Annotated in this window: 11 protein-coding genes and 1 pseudogene; 6 read left to right on the forward strand and 6 right to left on the reverse strand. The window is 44.0% G+C overall.

Annotation, left to right across the window (positions count from 1 at the left end; all coding sequences use genetic code 11):
• The 3 genes and pseudogenes from F6J99_RS28535 to F6J99_RS28545 form a co-directional block, all read left to right on the forward strand.
• Positions 1 to 318, forward strand: a pseudogene (locus F6J99_RS28535) (histidine kinase); the annotation flags it as partial.
• 261 nt (positions 319 to 579) lie between these two features.
• Positions 580 to 3,552 carry a HEAT repeat domain-containing protein gene (locus F6J99_RS28540; protein ID WP_293117743.1) on the forward strand — a complete coding sequence of 991 codons (2,973 nt, stop codon included), beginning with the start codon at positions 580 to 582 and terminating at the stop codon, positions 3,550 to 3,552.
• A gap of 44 nt (positions 3,553 to 3,596) precedes the next feature.
• Positions 3,597 to 4,415, forward strand: a complete 819-nt coding sequence (locus F6J99_RS28545; protein WP_293117746.1) for a HEAT repeat domain-containing protein — start codon at positions 3,597 to 3,599, stop codon at positions 4,413 to 4,415.
• Here F6J99_RS28545 and F6J99_RS28550 read toward each other — a convergent pair.
• From F6J99_RS28550 to F6J99_RS28565, 4 genes are all read right to left on the reverse strand, one after another.
• The gene (locus F6J99_RS28550) at positions 4,388 to 4,822 is read right to left on the reverse strand and encodes a hypothetical protein (RefSeq protein WP_293117750.1); all 435 of its coding nucleotides are present in this window, start codon (positions 4,820 to 4,822) and stop codon (positions 4,388 to 4,390) included. The genes F6J99_RS28545 and F6J99_RS28550 overlap by 28 nt on opposite strands.
• Positions 4,823 to 5,282: 460 nt before the next feature.
• Positions 5,283 to 7,910, reverse strand: coding sequence for a chloride channel protein (locus tag F6J99_RS28555; RefSeq protein WP_293117753.1), 2,628 nt, complete (start codon positions 7,908 to 7,910; stop codon positions 5,283 to 5,285).
• Between the two features lie 87 nt (positions 7,911 to 7,997).
• A complete protein-coding gene (locus F6J99_RS28560; protein WP_293117756.1) occupies positions 7,998 to 9,332 on the reverse strand; it encodes a TldD/PmbA family protein in 1,335 nt (444 codons plus the stop codon).
• A gap of 151 nt (positions 9,333 to 9,483) precedes the next feature.
• The gene (locus F6J99_RS28565; RefSeq protein ID WP_293117758.1) at positions 9,484 to 10,347 is read right to left on the reverse strand and encodes a Tab2/Atab2 family RNA-binding protein; all 864 of its coding nucleotides are present in this window, start codon (positions 10,345 to 10,347) and stop codon (positions 9,484 to 9,486) included.
• Between the two features lie 454 nt (positions 10,348 to 10,801).
• Between F6J99_RS28565 and F6J99_RS28570 the strand changes: the two genes are divergently transcribed.
• Entirely contained in the window at positions 10,802 to 11,191 is a 390-nt protein-coding gene (locus tag F6J99_RS28570; RefSeq protein WP_293117760.1) for a nuclear transport factor 2 family protein, read from the forward strand.
• A gap of 698 nt (positions 11,192 to 11,889) precedes the next feature.
• On the opposite strand, the gene F6J99_RS28575 is transcribed toward F6J99_RS28570, so the two are convergent.
• Entirely contained in the window at positions 11,890 to 12,111 is a 222-nt protein-coding gene (locus F6J99_RS28575) for a hypothetical protein (RefSeq protein WP_293117763.1), read from the reverse strand.
• Between the two features lie 302 nt (positions 12,112 to 12,413).
• On the opposite strand from F6J99_RS28575, the gene F6J99_RS28580 reads away from it, so the two are divergent.
• Positions 12,414 to 13,592 (forward strand): aminoglycoside phosphotransferase family protein, encoded by a 1,179-nt coding sequence (locus F6J99_RS28580; protein WP_293117766.1) that lies wholly within the window; start codon positions 12,414 to 12,416, stop codon positions 13,590 to 13,592.
• Positions 13,593 to 13,795: 203 nt separating this feature from the next.
• On the forward strand, positions 13,796 to 14,968 hold the full coding sequence (locus tag F6J99_RS28585) for a T3SS effector HopA1 family protein (protein ID WP_365974378.1): 1,173 nt from the start codon (positions 13,796 to 13,798) through the stop codon (positions 14,966 to 14,968).
• Positions 14,969 to 15,040: 72 nt separating this feature from the next.
• On the opposite strand, the gene F6J99_RS28590 is transcribed toward F6J99_RS28585, so the two are convergent.
• A complete protein-coding gene (locus tag F6J99_RS28590) occupies positions 15,041 to 15,418 on the reverse strand; it encodes a FeoA family protein (RefSeq protein WP_293117769.1) in 378 nt (125 codons plus the stop codon).
• Positions 15,419 to 15,830: the final 412 nt, after the last annotated feature.

The raw sequence follows: 15,830 nt of genomic DNA on the forward strand, positions 1-15,830 counted from the left end.
GATACCTTGGCCCTACTTCAAGAATCGGCTCGCTGTGATACTGATTCGGATGTGCGATGTACAGCAATTGAACAGTTAGCTAAAGGTTGGAAAGACCAGGCTTGGTTATTTGAATTTTTATGGGATGGCACTTTCCATGAACCCTTTGAACGTAAGGAAGACTGGGATGACAATCCTCGACAAGTAGCTCTTAATGCCATCCTGGAATATTATCCTAACCATTCCGAAACCCGATCCTTATTACAGGATAGAGCAAAGCATGACCCGGATCCTGAACTGCGGAAGTTTGCTAAGGAGAATTTAGAATCAAGAATTTAGAATTTAGAATCAAGAATTTAAAATTAAGGCGTAGGGTGTGTTAGGGACGGGCTCGCCAAGACGCAAGCCATAGCAAGTGTTGAGACAGTCCGTCCCGTAACGCACCACCGCGTCAAATAGCATGCATTGAGATGCACCAGGCTCGCCCTCATGTTATGCGTAGCAAGTGTTGAGACAGTCCGTCCCGTAACGCACCATCAGGTCAAACTGATTGCCTTTCGTCTATACTGATAGATAAACCAAAAAACAACTACCAATAAGATGCTGGATTGGTTAGCAATTTGGGGACTTTCTAGTGCTGGTGGCTATCTCGCCAAAGAAGTGATTGGTCCGTTGGCCAAAGGCGCTCTAGAAGACTACACTAAAGAGTTTTTCAAAGAGTCTATCAAAGAGTATACCGGACTATCGGATCAAAATACCCAGAAAAAACTTTTGGGTAAAGCCTTAAAAGCATTTGTGGCTTTAGTGGAAGAAGAATTGGAAGATGCTGATTTATCTAAGCAAGACGTAAAACAATATACTAAACCCCTCAACCAGTATATTAAGGATAAATCCATTAAAGCTATCCTGGGCAGTGCGTTTAAGTATGGTTATAAACGAATAGATACCGAAAAATTAGATAAGACTTGGATTGAGCTTGACTTATTCCCATTACCGGAAGGATTTGATTGGCACTATATTGGTAAAGGGTATCTCAAGGAAGTAAAAACGATTATTCGGGAATCCGATCAGTTACGGCCTATCCGAGATTCCCAAACTTTGGAAGCGATCGCAGAAAACACGAAACCAGGAATTATTCCAGATTTTGACTTAAGGGAATATCAAGAAGCACTCCTAGAGAGCTATGGCAATGTCAAATTAGATAGTTTAGATACTAGTGGCTGTGCCTATAATGAACTAAAACTATGGAAAATATTTATCCCCCAAAATGTACGAGAAGTTCATGACTTGATGCCAGAGGCGATTTATGAACTGCCTAAAGATTATTATCAAAAACTGCGAGAGAGTGGTCAACTAGACAAGGAAATTGACCAAAAGGAATTGCAACGAGCTAAAAAGCTTTATTATCAACAGCCGATAAAATCGGTATTGGATGTAATTAAGGACTCTCAAGACTATCGGTATTTGGTGGTTTTAGGAGACCCAGGCTCTGGTAAATCTACCTTGCTGCAATATTTAGCATTGGAGTGGGCAAGAACCGATCTAACTACTCAAAGTTCTCTACTAATTCCCTTACTGATTGAATTACGCACTTATATCCGGAATCGCGATAGTGGACAGTGTAAGAATTTCTTGGAATTCTGCCATCAAAGCAGTGGAGCGATATGTCATCTGAATCAACATCACCTTGATCAGCAGTTAAAAGATGGTAAGGTGTTAGTGATGTTTGATGGCTTGGATGAAGTGTTTGAGCCAGGGAAACGAGAAGATGTCATTACTGATATTCATCGCTTTACCAATAAGTATCCTAAGGTAAGAGTAATTGTGACATCTCGCGTCATTGGTTATAAACCCCAACGGCTACGGGATGCTGAATTTCGTCATGTTATGCTCCAAGACTTGGAGTCGGAACAAATTCAAACCTTTATCCAGCAGTGGCATGAGTTAACCTTTACTGATCAAGCCGATAAAGTTAGGAAACGGGAGCGCTTACAAAAGGCAATTGAGACATCCTCCCCGATTCGACAACTGGCGGGAAATCCCCTATTACTAACCATGATGGCAATCCTGAATCGCAATCAAGACTTGCCTCGTGACCGCTCTGAACTCTATAACCAATCCTCTCGATTACTGCTCCATCAATGGGATGTGGAACGAGCATTACTAGAAGATAATCGTGTTGACCCGAAGACCATTGATTATCAAGATAAGCAACAGATGCTAGCAAAAGTAGCAGATTTCATGCAGGGCAATCAAGCCGGATTAGCGGGAAATCTGATTAGTGGCGAAGATTTAGAACGGATTATCAAAGAGGAGCTGAAATTACGGGAGGTTACTAATCCCAGAGCGGTTGCTAAGGTAATGATTAATCAGTTGCGCACCCGCAATTTTATCTTGTGTTTCATGGGAGCCGATTATTACGCTTTTGTGCATCGGACATTTTTGGAATATTTCTGTGCTTGGGAATTTGTCAGGAAATTTGAGAAAAAACAAGAGATTTCCCTAGAACAGTTACAAACTGAAGTATTTGGTAAGCACTACAAGGATGAATCTTGGCGTGAAGTGCTGAGGTTGATTGTGGGCATGATTGATTCTAAGAAAGGTGGCGATATTATTGAGTACTTGATGGCACAAGATGGACAAAGGGATGACTTTAAAAATTTATTTCTGGCAGGGGATTGTTTGTCTGAGGTTAGGAATCGCTATGAGATTAAATTAACGGATACTCGATTACTGAATCGGGTCAAAGACTTAATTCATTATGATCAAAATAGAAAAAGATTCAGTGATAGTGATATTCGCGCTAAAGCTGTTGTAGCAGTAGCAACCCATTGGCAAGACCATGGAGATACCTTAGCCCTACTTCAAAAATGGGCTCGCTCTGATTTCGATTGGAAGGTGCGAGGTAAAGCAATTGAACAGTTAGCTCAAGGTTACAAAGACCACCCAGATACCTTAGCCCTACTTCAAGAATGGGCTCGCTCTGATCCTTATTGGAATGTGCGAGGTAAAGCAATTGAACAGTTAGCTCAAGGTTACCAAGACCATCAAGATACCTTAGCTCTACTTCAAGCATCGGCTCGCTCTGATACTGATTTGGATGTGCGAGTTACAGCAATTGGAGAGTTAGCTCAAGGTTGGCCAGACCACCCAGATACCTTAGCCTTATTTCAAGAATCCGCTCGCTCTGATAAAGATTGGTATGTGCGATGTAGAGTAATTGAAAAGTTAGCTCAAGGTTACAAAGACCACCGAGATACCTTAGCCCTACTTCAACAATCGGCTCGCTCTGATAAAAATTTGACTGTGCGAGGTACAGCAATTGAACAGTTAGCTCAAGGTTGGCACGATCAGCCTTGGTTATGGGAATTTTTATGCGATCGCACTTTCCATGACCCCTTTGAACGTAAGCAAAGCTGGATAATAGACAATCCTCGACAACTAGCCCTTAAAGCCCTCGTCGAATACTATCCTAACCATTCCCAAACCCGGTCTTTATTGCTCGATAGAGCAGAGCATGACTCCGATCATATACTGCGGAAGTTTGCTCAGGAGCAATTAGCAAAATTATAGATAGTAAAGGGAGTCGGGAGTAAGGAGATAGGGAATAGGGGGAGATGGAGGAGATTTATATTAAGGGTAATTGTCATAACATGACATTACCCTTCTGTTGTCCTGAGTGTTTTTGCAAAAGCGAGATGCACCCTACCTTAGCCCTACTTCAACAATCGGCTCGCTCTGATACTGATTCGGAGGTGCGAGCTACAGCAATGGAACAGTTAGCTCAAGCTTGGCAAGACCATCGAGATGCCTTACGCCTACTTCAAGAATCGGCTCGCTCTGATTTCAATTCCAGGGTGCGACTTAAAGTACTGGAACAGTTAACTCTAGGTTGGCAAAACCATCGCGATACCTTAGTGCTACTTCAAGAATGGGCTCGCTGTGATACTGATTCGGATCTGCGAGATCAAGTAATTGAACAGTTAATTCAAGGTTGGCAAGACCATCGTGATACCTTAGCCCTACTCCAAGAATGGGCTCGCTCTGATCCTGATTCGAGGCTGCGAGCTACAGCAATTAAACAGTTAGCTCAAGGTTGGAAAGACCATCCATATATCTTACCCCTACTTGAAGAATGGGCTGGCTCTTATAACTATTCATTTGAACAGTTAGCTGAAGGTGGGCAAGACCAGCCTTGGTTATTGGAATTTTTATGCGATCGCGTAGCGGCTCTTTCAGAGCATCGCACTCTCCATGACCCCTTTGAGCATAAGGGACAAAGGACATACAATCCTCGAAAAATAGCTCTTGAGGCCATCCTGAAATATTATCCTAACTATTCCCAAACCCGATCCTTATTGCTCGATAGAGCAGAGCATGACCCTGATCCTAAACTGCGGAAGTTTGCTCAGAAGCAATTAGAATTAAGAATGTAGAATGTAGAATGAAGAAGGGAGAACAATCGCTCCAATAACGGTTTCGGAATTGTCTCAAAATTTTCCAATAAGAAATCCATGATGGCCAGATGGCGCAAGTGACCAGCAGTCGGAGGGTAACAGCGACGACTGGTGTTAAACCAGCCGTTAACGGTTTGAACGGAACAGGAGCAGATCAAGGCGATATCTTCGCTAGTCAGGTCCCACTTTTGGTAGAACTGTTGCGGTGTCATGCTCAATTCCCAGTAACTGTACAGTCGGATTAGGATTTGCTCGCGCTCGGTGATGGGATAGGGATAGGAATTTTCTCCCTGAGAGTCTCTCTGTTCAAGCTGTTCAAGCTGCTCAAGACGCTCTATCGCTTCGTGGTAATCGATGGGAAGATAAACGAATCGTTTCTTTGGCATTATTATAGAATTACCTCAATTGTAATTGAGTAGAAAGCCGCGCTTGGCGCTTGGTCGGCAGTAAGCGCGGCTTTTTTTTCATGATTATAGTATACTCATTGAGGACTTTTATTGTCAACCTAAAACAAAAAAAAGTCAAGGCAATTTGTAAATTTTGTAATAATTAGTTACACTTAAATAGTTAGCATGGTTACTGGTTTAGCTAATAGCTGGAATTGGGAACATAGAGTTATAAAATGTAAGTAGTCAGCGGTCAGTGGTCAGGGGTCAGCCATCAGCCTTTAGCTGTTCGCGTAGCGTGCGCGTAGCGCATAAACTGATAGCTGATAGTTTGACCCAGTGGTGCGTTACGGGGCGGGCTGTTCCAACAAGGCGCGAAGAGACAGAAAATTAGTGCCAGCCCGCCCCTAACGCACCCTACGCGACTCCCGATTCCCGACTCCCGATTCCCGATTCCCCGTTAATGAAGGGCTTCCCTAACCAAAATCACAGTACTATCTACACCCCGTGCGATCGCTTCTGGAATATTGCCATGGATCGCCTGCTCCAATAATCCTTCTCGACTAGCTCCGATCACCACTACATCATACTTGTGAGCCTTGGCTAAACGAATCAAAGCATCAGAAACAGAATAGGAACGGATTGGAATTGGTAGCACATCACACATACCTTTGAGTTGCTGTTTGAGGAAATAGGTAGCTTTTTCCAAGCTAGTCATTACAGGTTCCCCAGCTTGAGGATTAAAAACCTGAGTTACTACGATTTGCTCTGCTTTAGCCAGGGTTGCTAGTATCGGAATTAATTGTAGGGCACGGCTAGAGTTGGGTCCACCAGCAATGGGGATTAACCAACGCTTCCAGGTCTTAGCTAGTGAACCGTACTTAGCAGATTTAACATCTTCTGCTACTTCCTTGCCTTGGGGTAATTTCAGCAAGACTAAATCACAGGGAGCTTGTCGAATCAAGGTATCGATAATATTACCAAAAATCTGATTAGGACTATTAGATGGTCCTCCCTTCCATCCCATCAAAATCAGATTAATATGTCGTTGTTTAATAGTTTCTAGAATTGCTTGAGCGGTATCGTGGGATATCCGGATTTGGGTGTGAACTGGCATTTCCCACCGTCGCCCTAGCCTTTCCGCTTGCCTTAGCAATCTGCGACTTTTGGTAGTATCAACTGCTGTCTGAGCAGGACTAGTGCTGCGGGAGATAGGTATTACCTGCAAACACTCAAGTTCATAGTCGCGATCGCGGCCAATAGCAGTAGCTATTTCTAACAATACTGGTGCTGATTGGGGATTAGCTAAGGGAACCAACATCCGTCCACTACCGGTAGCTGGAGCGCGAGTATAATAGACGCCATAGGAGGGATCAGGACTTGGTCCTAGCTGCTCTTTTTCCCCACTAAGTTGGTTAGCTTCGGCACGAATAATATCACTAAAGGTAATGATTCCAACTAACTTTCTGCTTTCTAGAACAGGTAACCGATTGAGTTGATAACGATTAAGAATGTAGAGAACGTGGCTTAAGGTGTCATTGTGTCTAACTGTTATCGGTTGTGGAGTCATCACCTCTTTTATAGGGGTATTTCCAGGCAGTTGGTCTCGATTCTTGGCAATATCTTCTTGAGTAATTATCCCGACCAATTTCCCCTGAGCAACTACTGGAAAGCCCCGATGACTAGAGTTACTAAAGGTCTGAATGGCTTGATCTAAGGTCATCTGACTCCCTAGGGTTTCTACCCGGCGCTGCATAATGTCAGATGCTTTCAAACCAACTAAAGTTCTTTTGTCCACCTTTACTTGAGGCAAGCTGTAGCCTTTCCTCTCCAACAAACGTTGATAGAGAGACCCTTTGGCTAATTGATCGGCAACTAGGTAGGAAACCACACAGGTGATCATTAACGGTAGGACTAAATTAAAGTCCGTTGTCATCTCAAACACGATCACAATCGCTGTGATGGGTACCTTGGAAACGGCACTAAAAAATGCTCCCATCCCTGCCAAGGCGTAGGTAATCGGATTACCTAATCCGAGCAGGTGATACTCACCGATGCCGACTAAATAGCCTAATGCGGAACCCAATACTAGGGAGGGATGAAACAACCCCCCTGGTGCTCCAGAACCATAGGCAATTATGGTTAGTAAGAAGTAGACTACAAAAGCGAGACTGGTAAATTGCCAGCCGACATCACCAGTGAGCAACAACTCCCGCAAACCACTGTTGTTATGAAACTGATCCGGTAGCAGTGCTACAATACATCCACCAAGCATCCCAGCTATACCAATCCGCAATGGTAAGCTGAGCTTGAGGCGGTCGTAAAAATTCAGACTGGAGAGAATTCCCTGATTAAACAAAGCTGCTAGCAATCCAGCCAACACCCCCAACAACAAATAGAAGGGAATCTCAAGAGCGGAAAAGGTGCTGGAAAAATTGCTTAGTTCCCGATTCAGCTCTAGAGTACCTCCACCCAAGAGCCGGGAAACCACCGCACCAATAAAGGATGCTAGAATAGCACTACCGAGAGTTATACTAGATAAATCTGGTAACAGTTCCTCAAAGATAAAGGCTACACTAGCCAGGGGAGCATTAAACCCAGCGGCTAATCCAGCCCCAGCCCCAGCAGCAATCATTTGACGTCGGTGATCAGGAGAGGTGGGTACCCAGCGAGTTAATTGAGCCGCCAAAGCTGCTCCAATATGAACCGTTGGGCCTTGACGTCCCATAGTCATTCCCGCCGCCAGAGATAGGATCGTACTTACCAACTTGACCGCAGCCACCCGTAAGTTCATCGCGATAGGAAACCGGGCAAGGGCACCTTTGATCTGAGGTACGCCACTACCTGTTGCCTCTGATGCTAGAAACTCAATCAGGAATCCGCACAGTAATCCTAAGCAGAGTCCAAAAGCGGGTAGGGCAAAGCTAGGGGGTAGGAGCAGAGATGCTTGAAGCCGCCAACTCCCTAACCAGCCAATACTGTGTTTGAGTAATACTGCTGAGAGTCCTGAGACCAATCCAATCAGACAGGCTTCGGCAAGGGCAAGACTTCTTTTGGGGATCAGCCATTGGGTAATGGGATTGATCATTGATTGATCATTGGTTAATTTTCATTAGTGATTATTCGTTGGTACTTTGTAAATACCAGGAGAATTTCTCTAGTTACAACTAACCCACTAATGACTAGAGGTTACCGATAGTCCTTCCACAATTAAAGAAGGTGTGTAGATGCTATCCTGCCAATCAGCATCATCACCAAGTATTACTAATTGCTTAAGGGTGTTGTAGACATTCCCAGCTACCATAGTGTCTTTGACTCGACCAATAATTTTTCCTTGTTGCACTCGATAGCCTAACTCAACATTGACGGAAAAGTCACCGGAGATGCCAGCACTACCGCCAAGAATCTGGTCTATGACTAATCCTTCGTCTAATTGCCCAATTAAGTCATTGAGTGACCCTTGGCCTGGTTTAATCAGTAAGTTGACTAGATCAGGGGTTGGGTAGCTGCCTAGGCTAGGGCGAAATCCATTTCCTGTTGTGCCAGTTCCGAGTAGGCGACCGGTAGTGCGATCGCAAAAAAACTGTTGCAATTGCCCTTCACTGATGAATACGAGGGATTGGGTAGGGGTGCCTTCATCATCAAAGGGGCAACTGTAGGGAAATTCAGGATTAGGTTCTTGAAACAGGGTCAGGTTTTTTGAGGTAACCACCTGACCTAGACTATCACTCCAGGGGGTCGCTTTTTCAAGTACCCGTTTTCCATTTAAGGCTGCTTCCACAGTGCCCCATAGCAAATCCGCTGCTTTAGAGGTCAACAAAATTGGCACACGACCACTGGGAGTAGAGACATTTTCCGTTGCCCAGTTGAGGCGTTGTAAGATTTGCTCTAGGACTTTGTTAGTGTTTAGGCTTTCCTTGGTTGAAGATGGGCTTAATCGAATTTCTGTACTATCACCGACACTTAAAAAGTCTTCACCCCTGACCCATTCAACCCCAAGGAAATAACTGAGACTAGTGTCAGTGTAAGAGCAATGTAATCCTTCGGAGTTAATTAGGCTAGTGGTTTCTGACTCCCATTCCGACTCAGCGCTACACAAAACTTCTGGGTAGGTATCGCGAATTAATGCGATCGCATCCGAGCCGATTGCTACTAGTTCTTCTATTGGTATAGTTTCTGGTGAGTCGGGATAGTTAGCGCTCGGACCATCAGCCAGTTCTATGGATTCCGGTTCATTGAGTGCAGTCATGGCCATTGCCCGGTCTACTAAATCTTGGGCTGCCACTGCTCCATAGCCCACTGCTAGTCCTGGACGTCCGTCTCGCCATAACCGTAGCGCTTTCCCTTCCGATTGACTACTTTCGATTTGTTTGAGCCGATTAGCTTCAAAAAACACAGGACGAGAAAGCGAGCGCGACTGATAAACCTCTGCACTAGTCGCTCCTGATTTAGCTGCTAAGTCTAACAGTTGTTCGGCTTGCAGCTCTTGCGGTATAGTTTCAGCACTCATATTGCAAAGGGAGTAGGGAGTAGGGAGTAGGGAGTCGGGAGTCGGGAGTCGGGAGTCGGGAGTCGGGAGTCGGGAGTAGGTAAGAAAAATTACTCACAATTTATTTTTACCTGTTGTCTGTTGCCTGTTGCCTGTTGCCTATTGCCTGGTGTTATAACTCCCGGCATAGCCAAAATCCAGCAAACCGTTCTGAAGTTGGACTCGATTGTACGGCCAGAAAATGGACGAAATTAGCTTTCTGCTTTGCTTCTTCAAAGCTTTTTGCCTCTGCCAGAATTTGAGATTTGGTCAGGTTAGCGAGAATCCAGCTTTCATTGGCACCAGTTTCCAGTAACAACTTTGGCTTATCATCAGTAGTGTCAAGTTTCACAAAGGATAGCTCCAAGCCTGACATCCATGCCGCTAGGGGTTTAGCTCGTTGGGAAAATATAATCAGACCGGGAATGGGCGTTTCTGGGGCAATGTCCATGATCGAGACCGGGAAGGCTTCACCAAAGTCAATATCCCACTCGTTCATTTCCTCAAAGGCAGCGGCTTGTAGACTTACAACTGCCCACTTCTGTCCCTGCAAGGCATCGGGTAGTGGTTTAGGGATGGGGGATTGATAACGGACAAATGAGGAAGCAGCGGCTGCGGGGTCATAGCCTGGTTGATTGGGATAAAAGTCCTCTATCCTTTGTTTTAGCCATCGCTCCAAAGCATAGGTGCGACGGCTGGGTTGAGCTGGAATATTCAGCTCATTACAGGCTTTGGTAATCATATTGTTCATCTGACGCCGAAAGAAGCGAATCTTGGTTGGTGGCTGTTGAGCTTTTGCGATCGCATCTGACAAAGCCTGCCCCAACCAAATTGAATTCACCTGCTGGTTGGGACACCAACTAGCGTATTGAAACAGTGTCTCAGGTGAGAGGTTGATGTCCAAAGGACTCTCGCAAATTAAGACTTCCCAAAGTTTCTTCTGATTTTCGTCCAAAATTGGGCGGGAGTAAAAATCGAGTTCCCAAATTGTTTCCATGCCACCATTAAGATAATCTCACCCATATTTATGATACGGCTCTAAGAGCGCAATCCGTAAGCATTCAGCATTCAGTTATCAGCATTCAGCATTCAGCGGTCAGCATTCAGCATTCAGTTATCAGTTATCAGCTATCAGCTTATGGGTTACATCACAGGCTAGAAGCCTGTGCCACACTGTCTTGATGCAAAGCGCGAGTGGGGGAAACCACGGCAGCGCGGTCTTGGGGGTCTCCCCCATGACCGCGCTGCCTTCCCAAGACCTCGCTGCATCGCTACTTGAGGTGCTTTTGAATAAAATCAGCTGACCACTGACGGCTGACGGCTGACGGCTGACGGCTGACCACTCACCACTGACCACTAACCACTGACGGCTGAATGCTTAAGATGTGATTAATTCTATTTAACTATATATAATTCAATATATTCACAATTGTGAAACTCAACCAAAAATTATGAGTAGCGATCGCACAGACGTATTAGCCGCCAACACAGCGTTTTATCGAGCTTTTGAGAAAAAAGACATTGAAGCCATGAGTAAGGTCTGGTCTCAAGGCACTGGTAGTCTTTGTATTCACCCCGGACGTGATGTAATCAAAGGTTGGCGGGAGATTAGCTCATCTTGGGAAGCGATATTCAAGAATACCCAATACCTGGAAATTGAACCAGAGATTATTGCTACTGAAGTCAGGGAAACTCTTGCCTACGTTGTTGTGCTAGAAAAAGTATTGCAAGTTAGCAAGGGTAGAAGGATTGAGGCAGAATCCATAGCAACCAATATGTTTGAGCTTATGGCTGGCTCTTGGTATTTGGTGCATCATCACGGCAGTCCCCTGATGGGCTAAACTTCACTAGTTCGACTTCCCTATTCTCTCTTCCGATGATCTGGTGTTACGTGTTGTTCTGATAATCCGGTGTTTCCTTATTTTTTTGGTAATGGGTAAGGTCGAGGGAGTAATTACCAATTACCAATTACCAAAGGGTGAATCTTGATGAAGTTTTGTGAATTAGCGCCAAAGTGGCGACATCGCCATAACTTATCTAGCTAAATTATGAAAGTCCCAAAAACACAGATCATCGCAAGTCCGGTTCAATAATCATAAAGATCCCTGATGGTGGGAATTTAAAATTTGAAATTCGTAGTTTTAGATTACCCATCATCCATTACAGTAACCCAAAAATCCAAGGACTATTTTGGATTTGATTAACCGGACTTGATCTGAATTCACCGGAAAATTGGCATGTAATATCAATTAGCGAAAATAATGCTATAGATGCTTAATTGGTAATTGATCATTGGTAATTGGTCATTGGTAATTGGTCATTGGTAGTTGGATGAGTATTCTCCATACCCCATTAACTAGTACCTATTAACAAAAGGTACTCGCAGGCAACATAGTAGCTAATTAATAGAAGTGCTTATTTTCCCCAATTGTCTACTATTGGAGATTGTAACATGAGTAACTTCTCAATTTCTGATCTGCCTCCTGCTGGTTCAGCTCTGTTTTCGGAGTCTGAAGGATTCCATGAGTTCATGAACGATCTAACCGAAGATGAACTCAAGGGTATAGAAGGCGGCGGCAAAAAAAACAAGGGTGGCTTTTTCTTTGGCAGTAAAAGTAGCAAGGGTTTTAAATCCAGCCGGTTCAAACCCAGCCGCTCCAAATCCAGCCGTTTCAAACCCAGCAAGTTCAAACCCAGCAAAGGGGGCTTTTTCTTTCCACATCCCTATGGCTTCTTTCCACACAATTGTAGACCAGTGCATTAGGCCATATAGAGTTCAGTTCCCCTGAATAAATGGATAAAGTCCTTTTCATTACTGGGGTATAGAGATTTTAGGAGTCAGATGTTGGGGACATTTTTCTCCCACAACTTACGCAAAACTGGGCACCAAAATCGATAACTATTAGGGTGTAATAACACACCATATAGGTAGATTTACTGCGTAAGTACTGACTCCAAAAATTTCATAAAATAACTGATAATCAGGGTTTTATTCCATCAGTGGTTTCTAAGGAATAGTTGAGGCTATTGCCGGATACTAAATCCGGTAATATTGATAATTTAATGACATTTTTATTAAGCTATCAAAACGTTTTCGAATATCTAGTTGAACAGGGTCTTTGTAAGCCAACCGATCAAGATCAAATCCAGATTAAACCAATATCCTGTAAAAACTTTAATTTGCTAGTCAGTTTTTCCAATGGTCGCAATCTTTTGGTTAAGCAAGAGCCTCATAATCGAGAAGGAAACACCTTAGGTGAGTTGCATAACGAATGGCGAATTCAGGAGTTTTTACAAAACTTTCCTGAACTGATCGCAATTCGTCCCCTAATATCGGAGCCAATTCATTTTGATCACAGTTGCTCTATTATTGTTTTTAACTATCTCAATGACTATTGCGACTTAACAGATTTTTATGATCAAAAGGAGGTTTTTCCCACTGGGATCGCAGCCCAGCTCGGAGCTAGTATTGCTACAATCCATCGCACCACTCTAGACCGTAAGCAATATAAAGACTTCTTTGCCTCCAATGGAAAAGAGTTCCTTGAGCAAACCCCTAACTTGCTTCATGGGCTAGAAGGAATTGGACCAGAAATTTTTGCAATCTTTTGTGCAGATGGGATTGAATTTTTTAAACTTTATCAGCGCCATGAGAGCATCGGGCAAGCGATCGCAGAACTTAACAGAGCTTGGCAGCCTTGCTGTTTGACCCACAATGACCTAAAGCTGAGCAACGTTTTAGTCCACCTTGAGTGGGAGCAAACCCTCTCAAACCACCAGTCTGAAGGTACGAATATTCTGCGACTGATTGATTGGGAGAGGTTCACTTGGTCAGATCCAGCATTTGATTTAGCTACGATTATTGCTAACTACCTAACCATTTGGCTAAGTAGCTTAACGGTTAACAGAAGTATTGATGTTCAAACTGCTTTACGCTTAGCTAAAATTCCCCTTGAGGTAATTCAACCAAGCCTTGTTGCTCTCACTAACGCTTATTTTGATTACTTTCCAGAAATACTTCAGCGTAGTCCTAATTTTTTGATACGAGTTATACAATTTACTGGTTTTATCTTGATTGAAAAAATTCAGACAAGGATCGAGTACCGGAAAATCTTTGGTAACACAGGAGTCTGTATGGTTCAGGTGGCTAAACGTTTGTTATGCAATCCGGACGATTCAATCCCCATTGTTTTTGGGACAACAGCCTCTGAATTAACTGATCTTAGCCCGATTCCCGCCTAATCCCCTTTCTATAATTGGATGCAACATCTTATTTTCGGATCATTAGTAAAAAGAACAATTTGTTGCAGACCGACAGGACAATTGGTCTGAATCAGGACTTACGCGGTTAAGTGGATTGCGCCCCCCTGCCCCCCAAAATTGGGGGGTAATGATGTCAAAGTCCCCCATAATTGGGGGATTTAGGGGGCAGTTGCGTAAGTCCTGTGAGTATTTTTAGTCCCAACTGGTTGATCATGCCATTACTAAATTCTTTGCGAAATCAACTACCTGATTCTTCTCCTGATTCTGCTGTTGCGCGAGAGCTAGATATTCTAGAAGATATCGTTAGCAACCTTCAGATTCAACCTAACTTCTGTATTAGTCATCGAGATTACAAACCCCTGGAACTTTCAGCTGAGATGCTAGACCGGGTTCAGCAACTACCTGTGGAGATCCAGAATAAGTATCTGAGCCTGCAACTGCTCAGTTTTCTGTACGACATCTATGACAACGGTTTCGATAAAGCCACAGAATCAGCTCAAGCCAATTCAACTGATTTACCGCTTCACCCAAATGTAGAAAACAATACTGTGATGGGGCTGAACTTGGAGTTTTACCAGCAGCTGTACGAAAGTAATACTGGGACTGGTTACTTTGAACCAGGTTGGTTGGTAATCAGGGAGGAGAGTTATGGCAAGTTGGCTGTACACAAGAATGGTCTGACCTTACACATCAGACCTGAGTATTACTTACCACCAGGAGCTCAATCTGCTACTGTCGGTACCTTAGTCGCTATCCGAATGCCTCCTAATCTAGTTGAACACGGATTCTATGTCGCGGTTGGGAATGCTGGTCCAGTCAATGCTGGTCCAGTCAATCAGAACATTCGAGATCGTGACTACCAGATAGTGAACGTCTATTTTAATCTCAGTCCCGAAGGTGCAGTTGCTCTCATCAGAGCGATCACCGAGGAACTCAATGAAATTACCATTCCCTTTACCTTTAAGGTGGTAGATGACCCCGCTAACTACGACCGCTACGATTCAGGGGTTCTCTGCTTTGAGAAGAGCAATTATGAGACAGTCCATCCCATCCTTGAGAGTGTTTATGCTCAACACCAATCCCATTTTGAGATGGAAGTACCTCTATTTACCAAGCAGCTAGCACCAGGACTGGCTCTATCAGAGGAACCAGTCCATAAATTTACGGCTGAAGAAAGTTTCCGGATGAACCGTTGGCAAATGGTTGCTAATGGCTTACTAGAAGTTTGGCAAAACGGTAAGGATTCTCCAGAAGGTCGGATCAACTCTATACAACAACAGTTCTCCCAGTTTGGGATTGAATTGCGGCGTCCTTACTTGAACGCTGACTCAGAAGATATTTATCGAAAAATTTGACACTCCCCGGTCGCCCATAGGCGGGGATTTTCCTTAAACGGGTTTGCGCTGTAAGTCCCACAGCAGTAATCTTCAATGGTCTGAGTCAGTCACTAAGATTTGGTGAGCCATAGCTGACCCTAAGCCAATGTAATAATTTTGCAGAGCAACAATCACTGAACCACTAGGAGTACGGCTGATCACCTGAAGTTCTGCTCCTGGGGTCAACCCTCTGGCGTGGAATTGATTGACCATCTCTTGGGTTTTGAAGCCAAGAATCTTGACGCGATCGCCAACCTGAGACAGGGCTAAGGGAAAGGATTCTTGATGAGCAAACGTCTGGGGTAGTTTTGCCTGGTTATCGTCTGAAAGCCCAGTTTGGGACATTCCCCCTAAAAACGTAAATTTCCAATTTCCCGACTTTTGGGAAGGGTTCTGTTGGCTATCCGGATTGTTTTTATCATCCATCATCGATAACTCAACGTTTGCTTATTAATAATATTTAGGAATAAATTTACAGCAAAACCGAATCCCCTATAGGGTTCAGGAAGAGGTAATTGGGGAAGAGTTTATTCTCTTTAACCCCGAATTACCGACTTTCTCGTGTTTACCACTAGAGATATAGAGTATCGTCTTTACAGAATAGATTATCACATAAACAATAAAAATTATCAATTAATTTTGGATACAGTTGAAAACTACCCATAGCAAGTTATGCTCCTGTTGGCGAATCACCTCAATGCTAGGGAAATCGATAGGGTGATGGAGTGATGGGGTGATTGGGGTGATGGGGTGATGGGGTGATGGGGTGATGGGGTGATGGGGTGATGGGGTGATGGGAAGAAAGTGCTAGGTACTAAGGTCACTTGGTATTAATCAGAGA

The organism is Moorena sp. SIO4G3 (assembly GCF_010692305.1).
In the GTDB taxonomy this organism is placed as follows: Bacteria; Cyanobacteriota; Cyanobacteriia; order Cyanobacteriales; family Coleofasciculaceae; genus Moorena; species Moorena producens_A.

Coding starts and splice junctions, on each gene's coding strand:
- F6J99_RS28560 (WP_293117756.1), bottom strand. CDS start 9,332: ATGAGTGCTGAAACTATACCGCAAGAGCTGCAAGCCGAACAACTGTTA.
- F6J99_RS28550 (WP_293117750.1), bottom strand. CDS start 4,822: ATGCCAAAGAAACGATTCGTTTATCTTCCCATCGATTACCACGAAGCG.
- F6J99_RS28580 (WP_293117766.1), top strand. CDS start 12,414: ATGACATTTTTATTAAGCTATCAAAACGTTTTCGAATATCTAGTTGAA.
- F6J99_RS28565 (WP_293117758.1), bottom strand. CDS start 10,347: ATGGAAACAATTTGGGAACTCGATTTTTACTCCCGCCCAATTTTGGAC.
- F6J99_RS28555 (WP_293117753.1), bottom strand. CDS start 7,910: ATGATCAATCCCATTACCCAATGGCTGATCCCCAAAAGAAGTCTTGCC.
- F6J99_RS28575 (WP_293117763.1), bottom strand. CDS start 12,111: ATGCACTGGTCTACAATTGTGTGGAAAGAAGCCATAGGGATGTGGAAA.
- F6J99_RS28540 (WP_293117743.1), top strand. CDS start 580: ATGCTGGATTGGTTAGCAATTTGGGGACTTTCTAGTGCTGGTGGCTAT.
- F6J99_RS28590 (WP_293117769.1), bottom strand. CDS start 15,418: ATGATGGATGATAAAAACAATCCGGATAGCCAACAGAACCCTTCCCAA.
- F6J99_RS28545 (WP_293117746.1), top strand. CDS start 3,597: ATGGAGGAGATTTATATTAAGGGTAATTGTCATAACATGACATTACCC.
- F6J99_RS28570 (WP_293117760.1), top strand. CDS start 10,802: ATGAGTAGCGATCGCACAGACGTATTAGCCGCCAACACAGCGTTTTAT.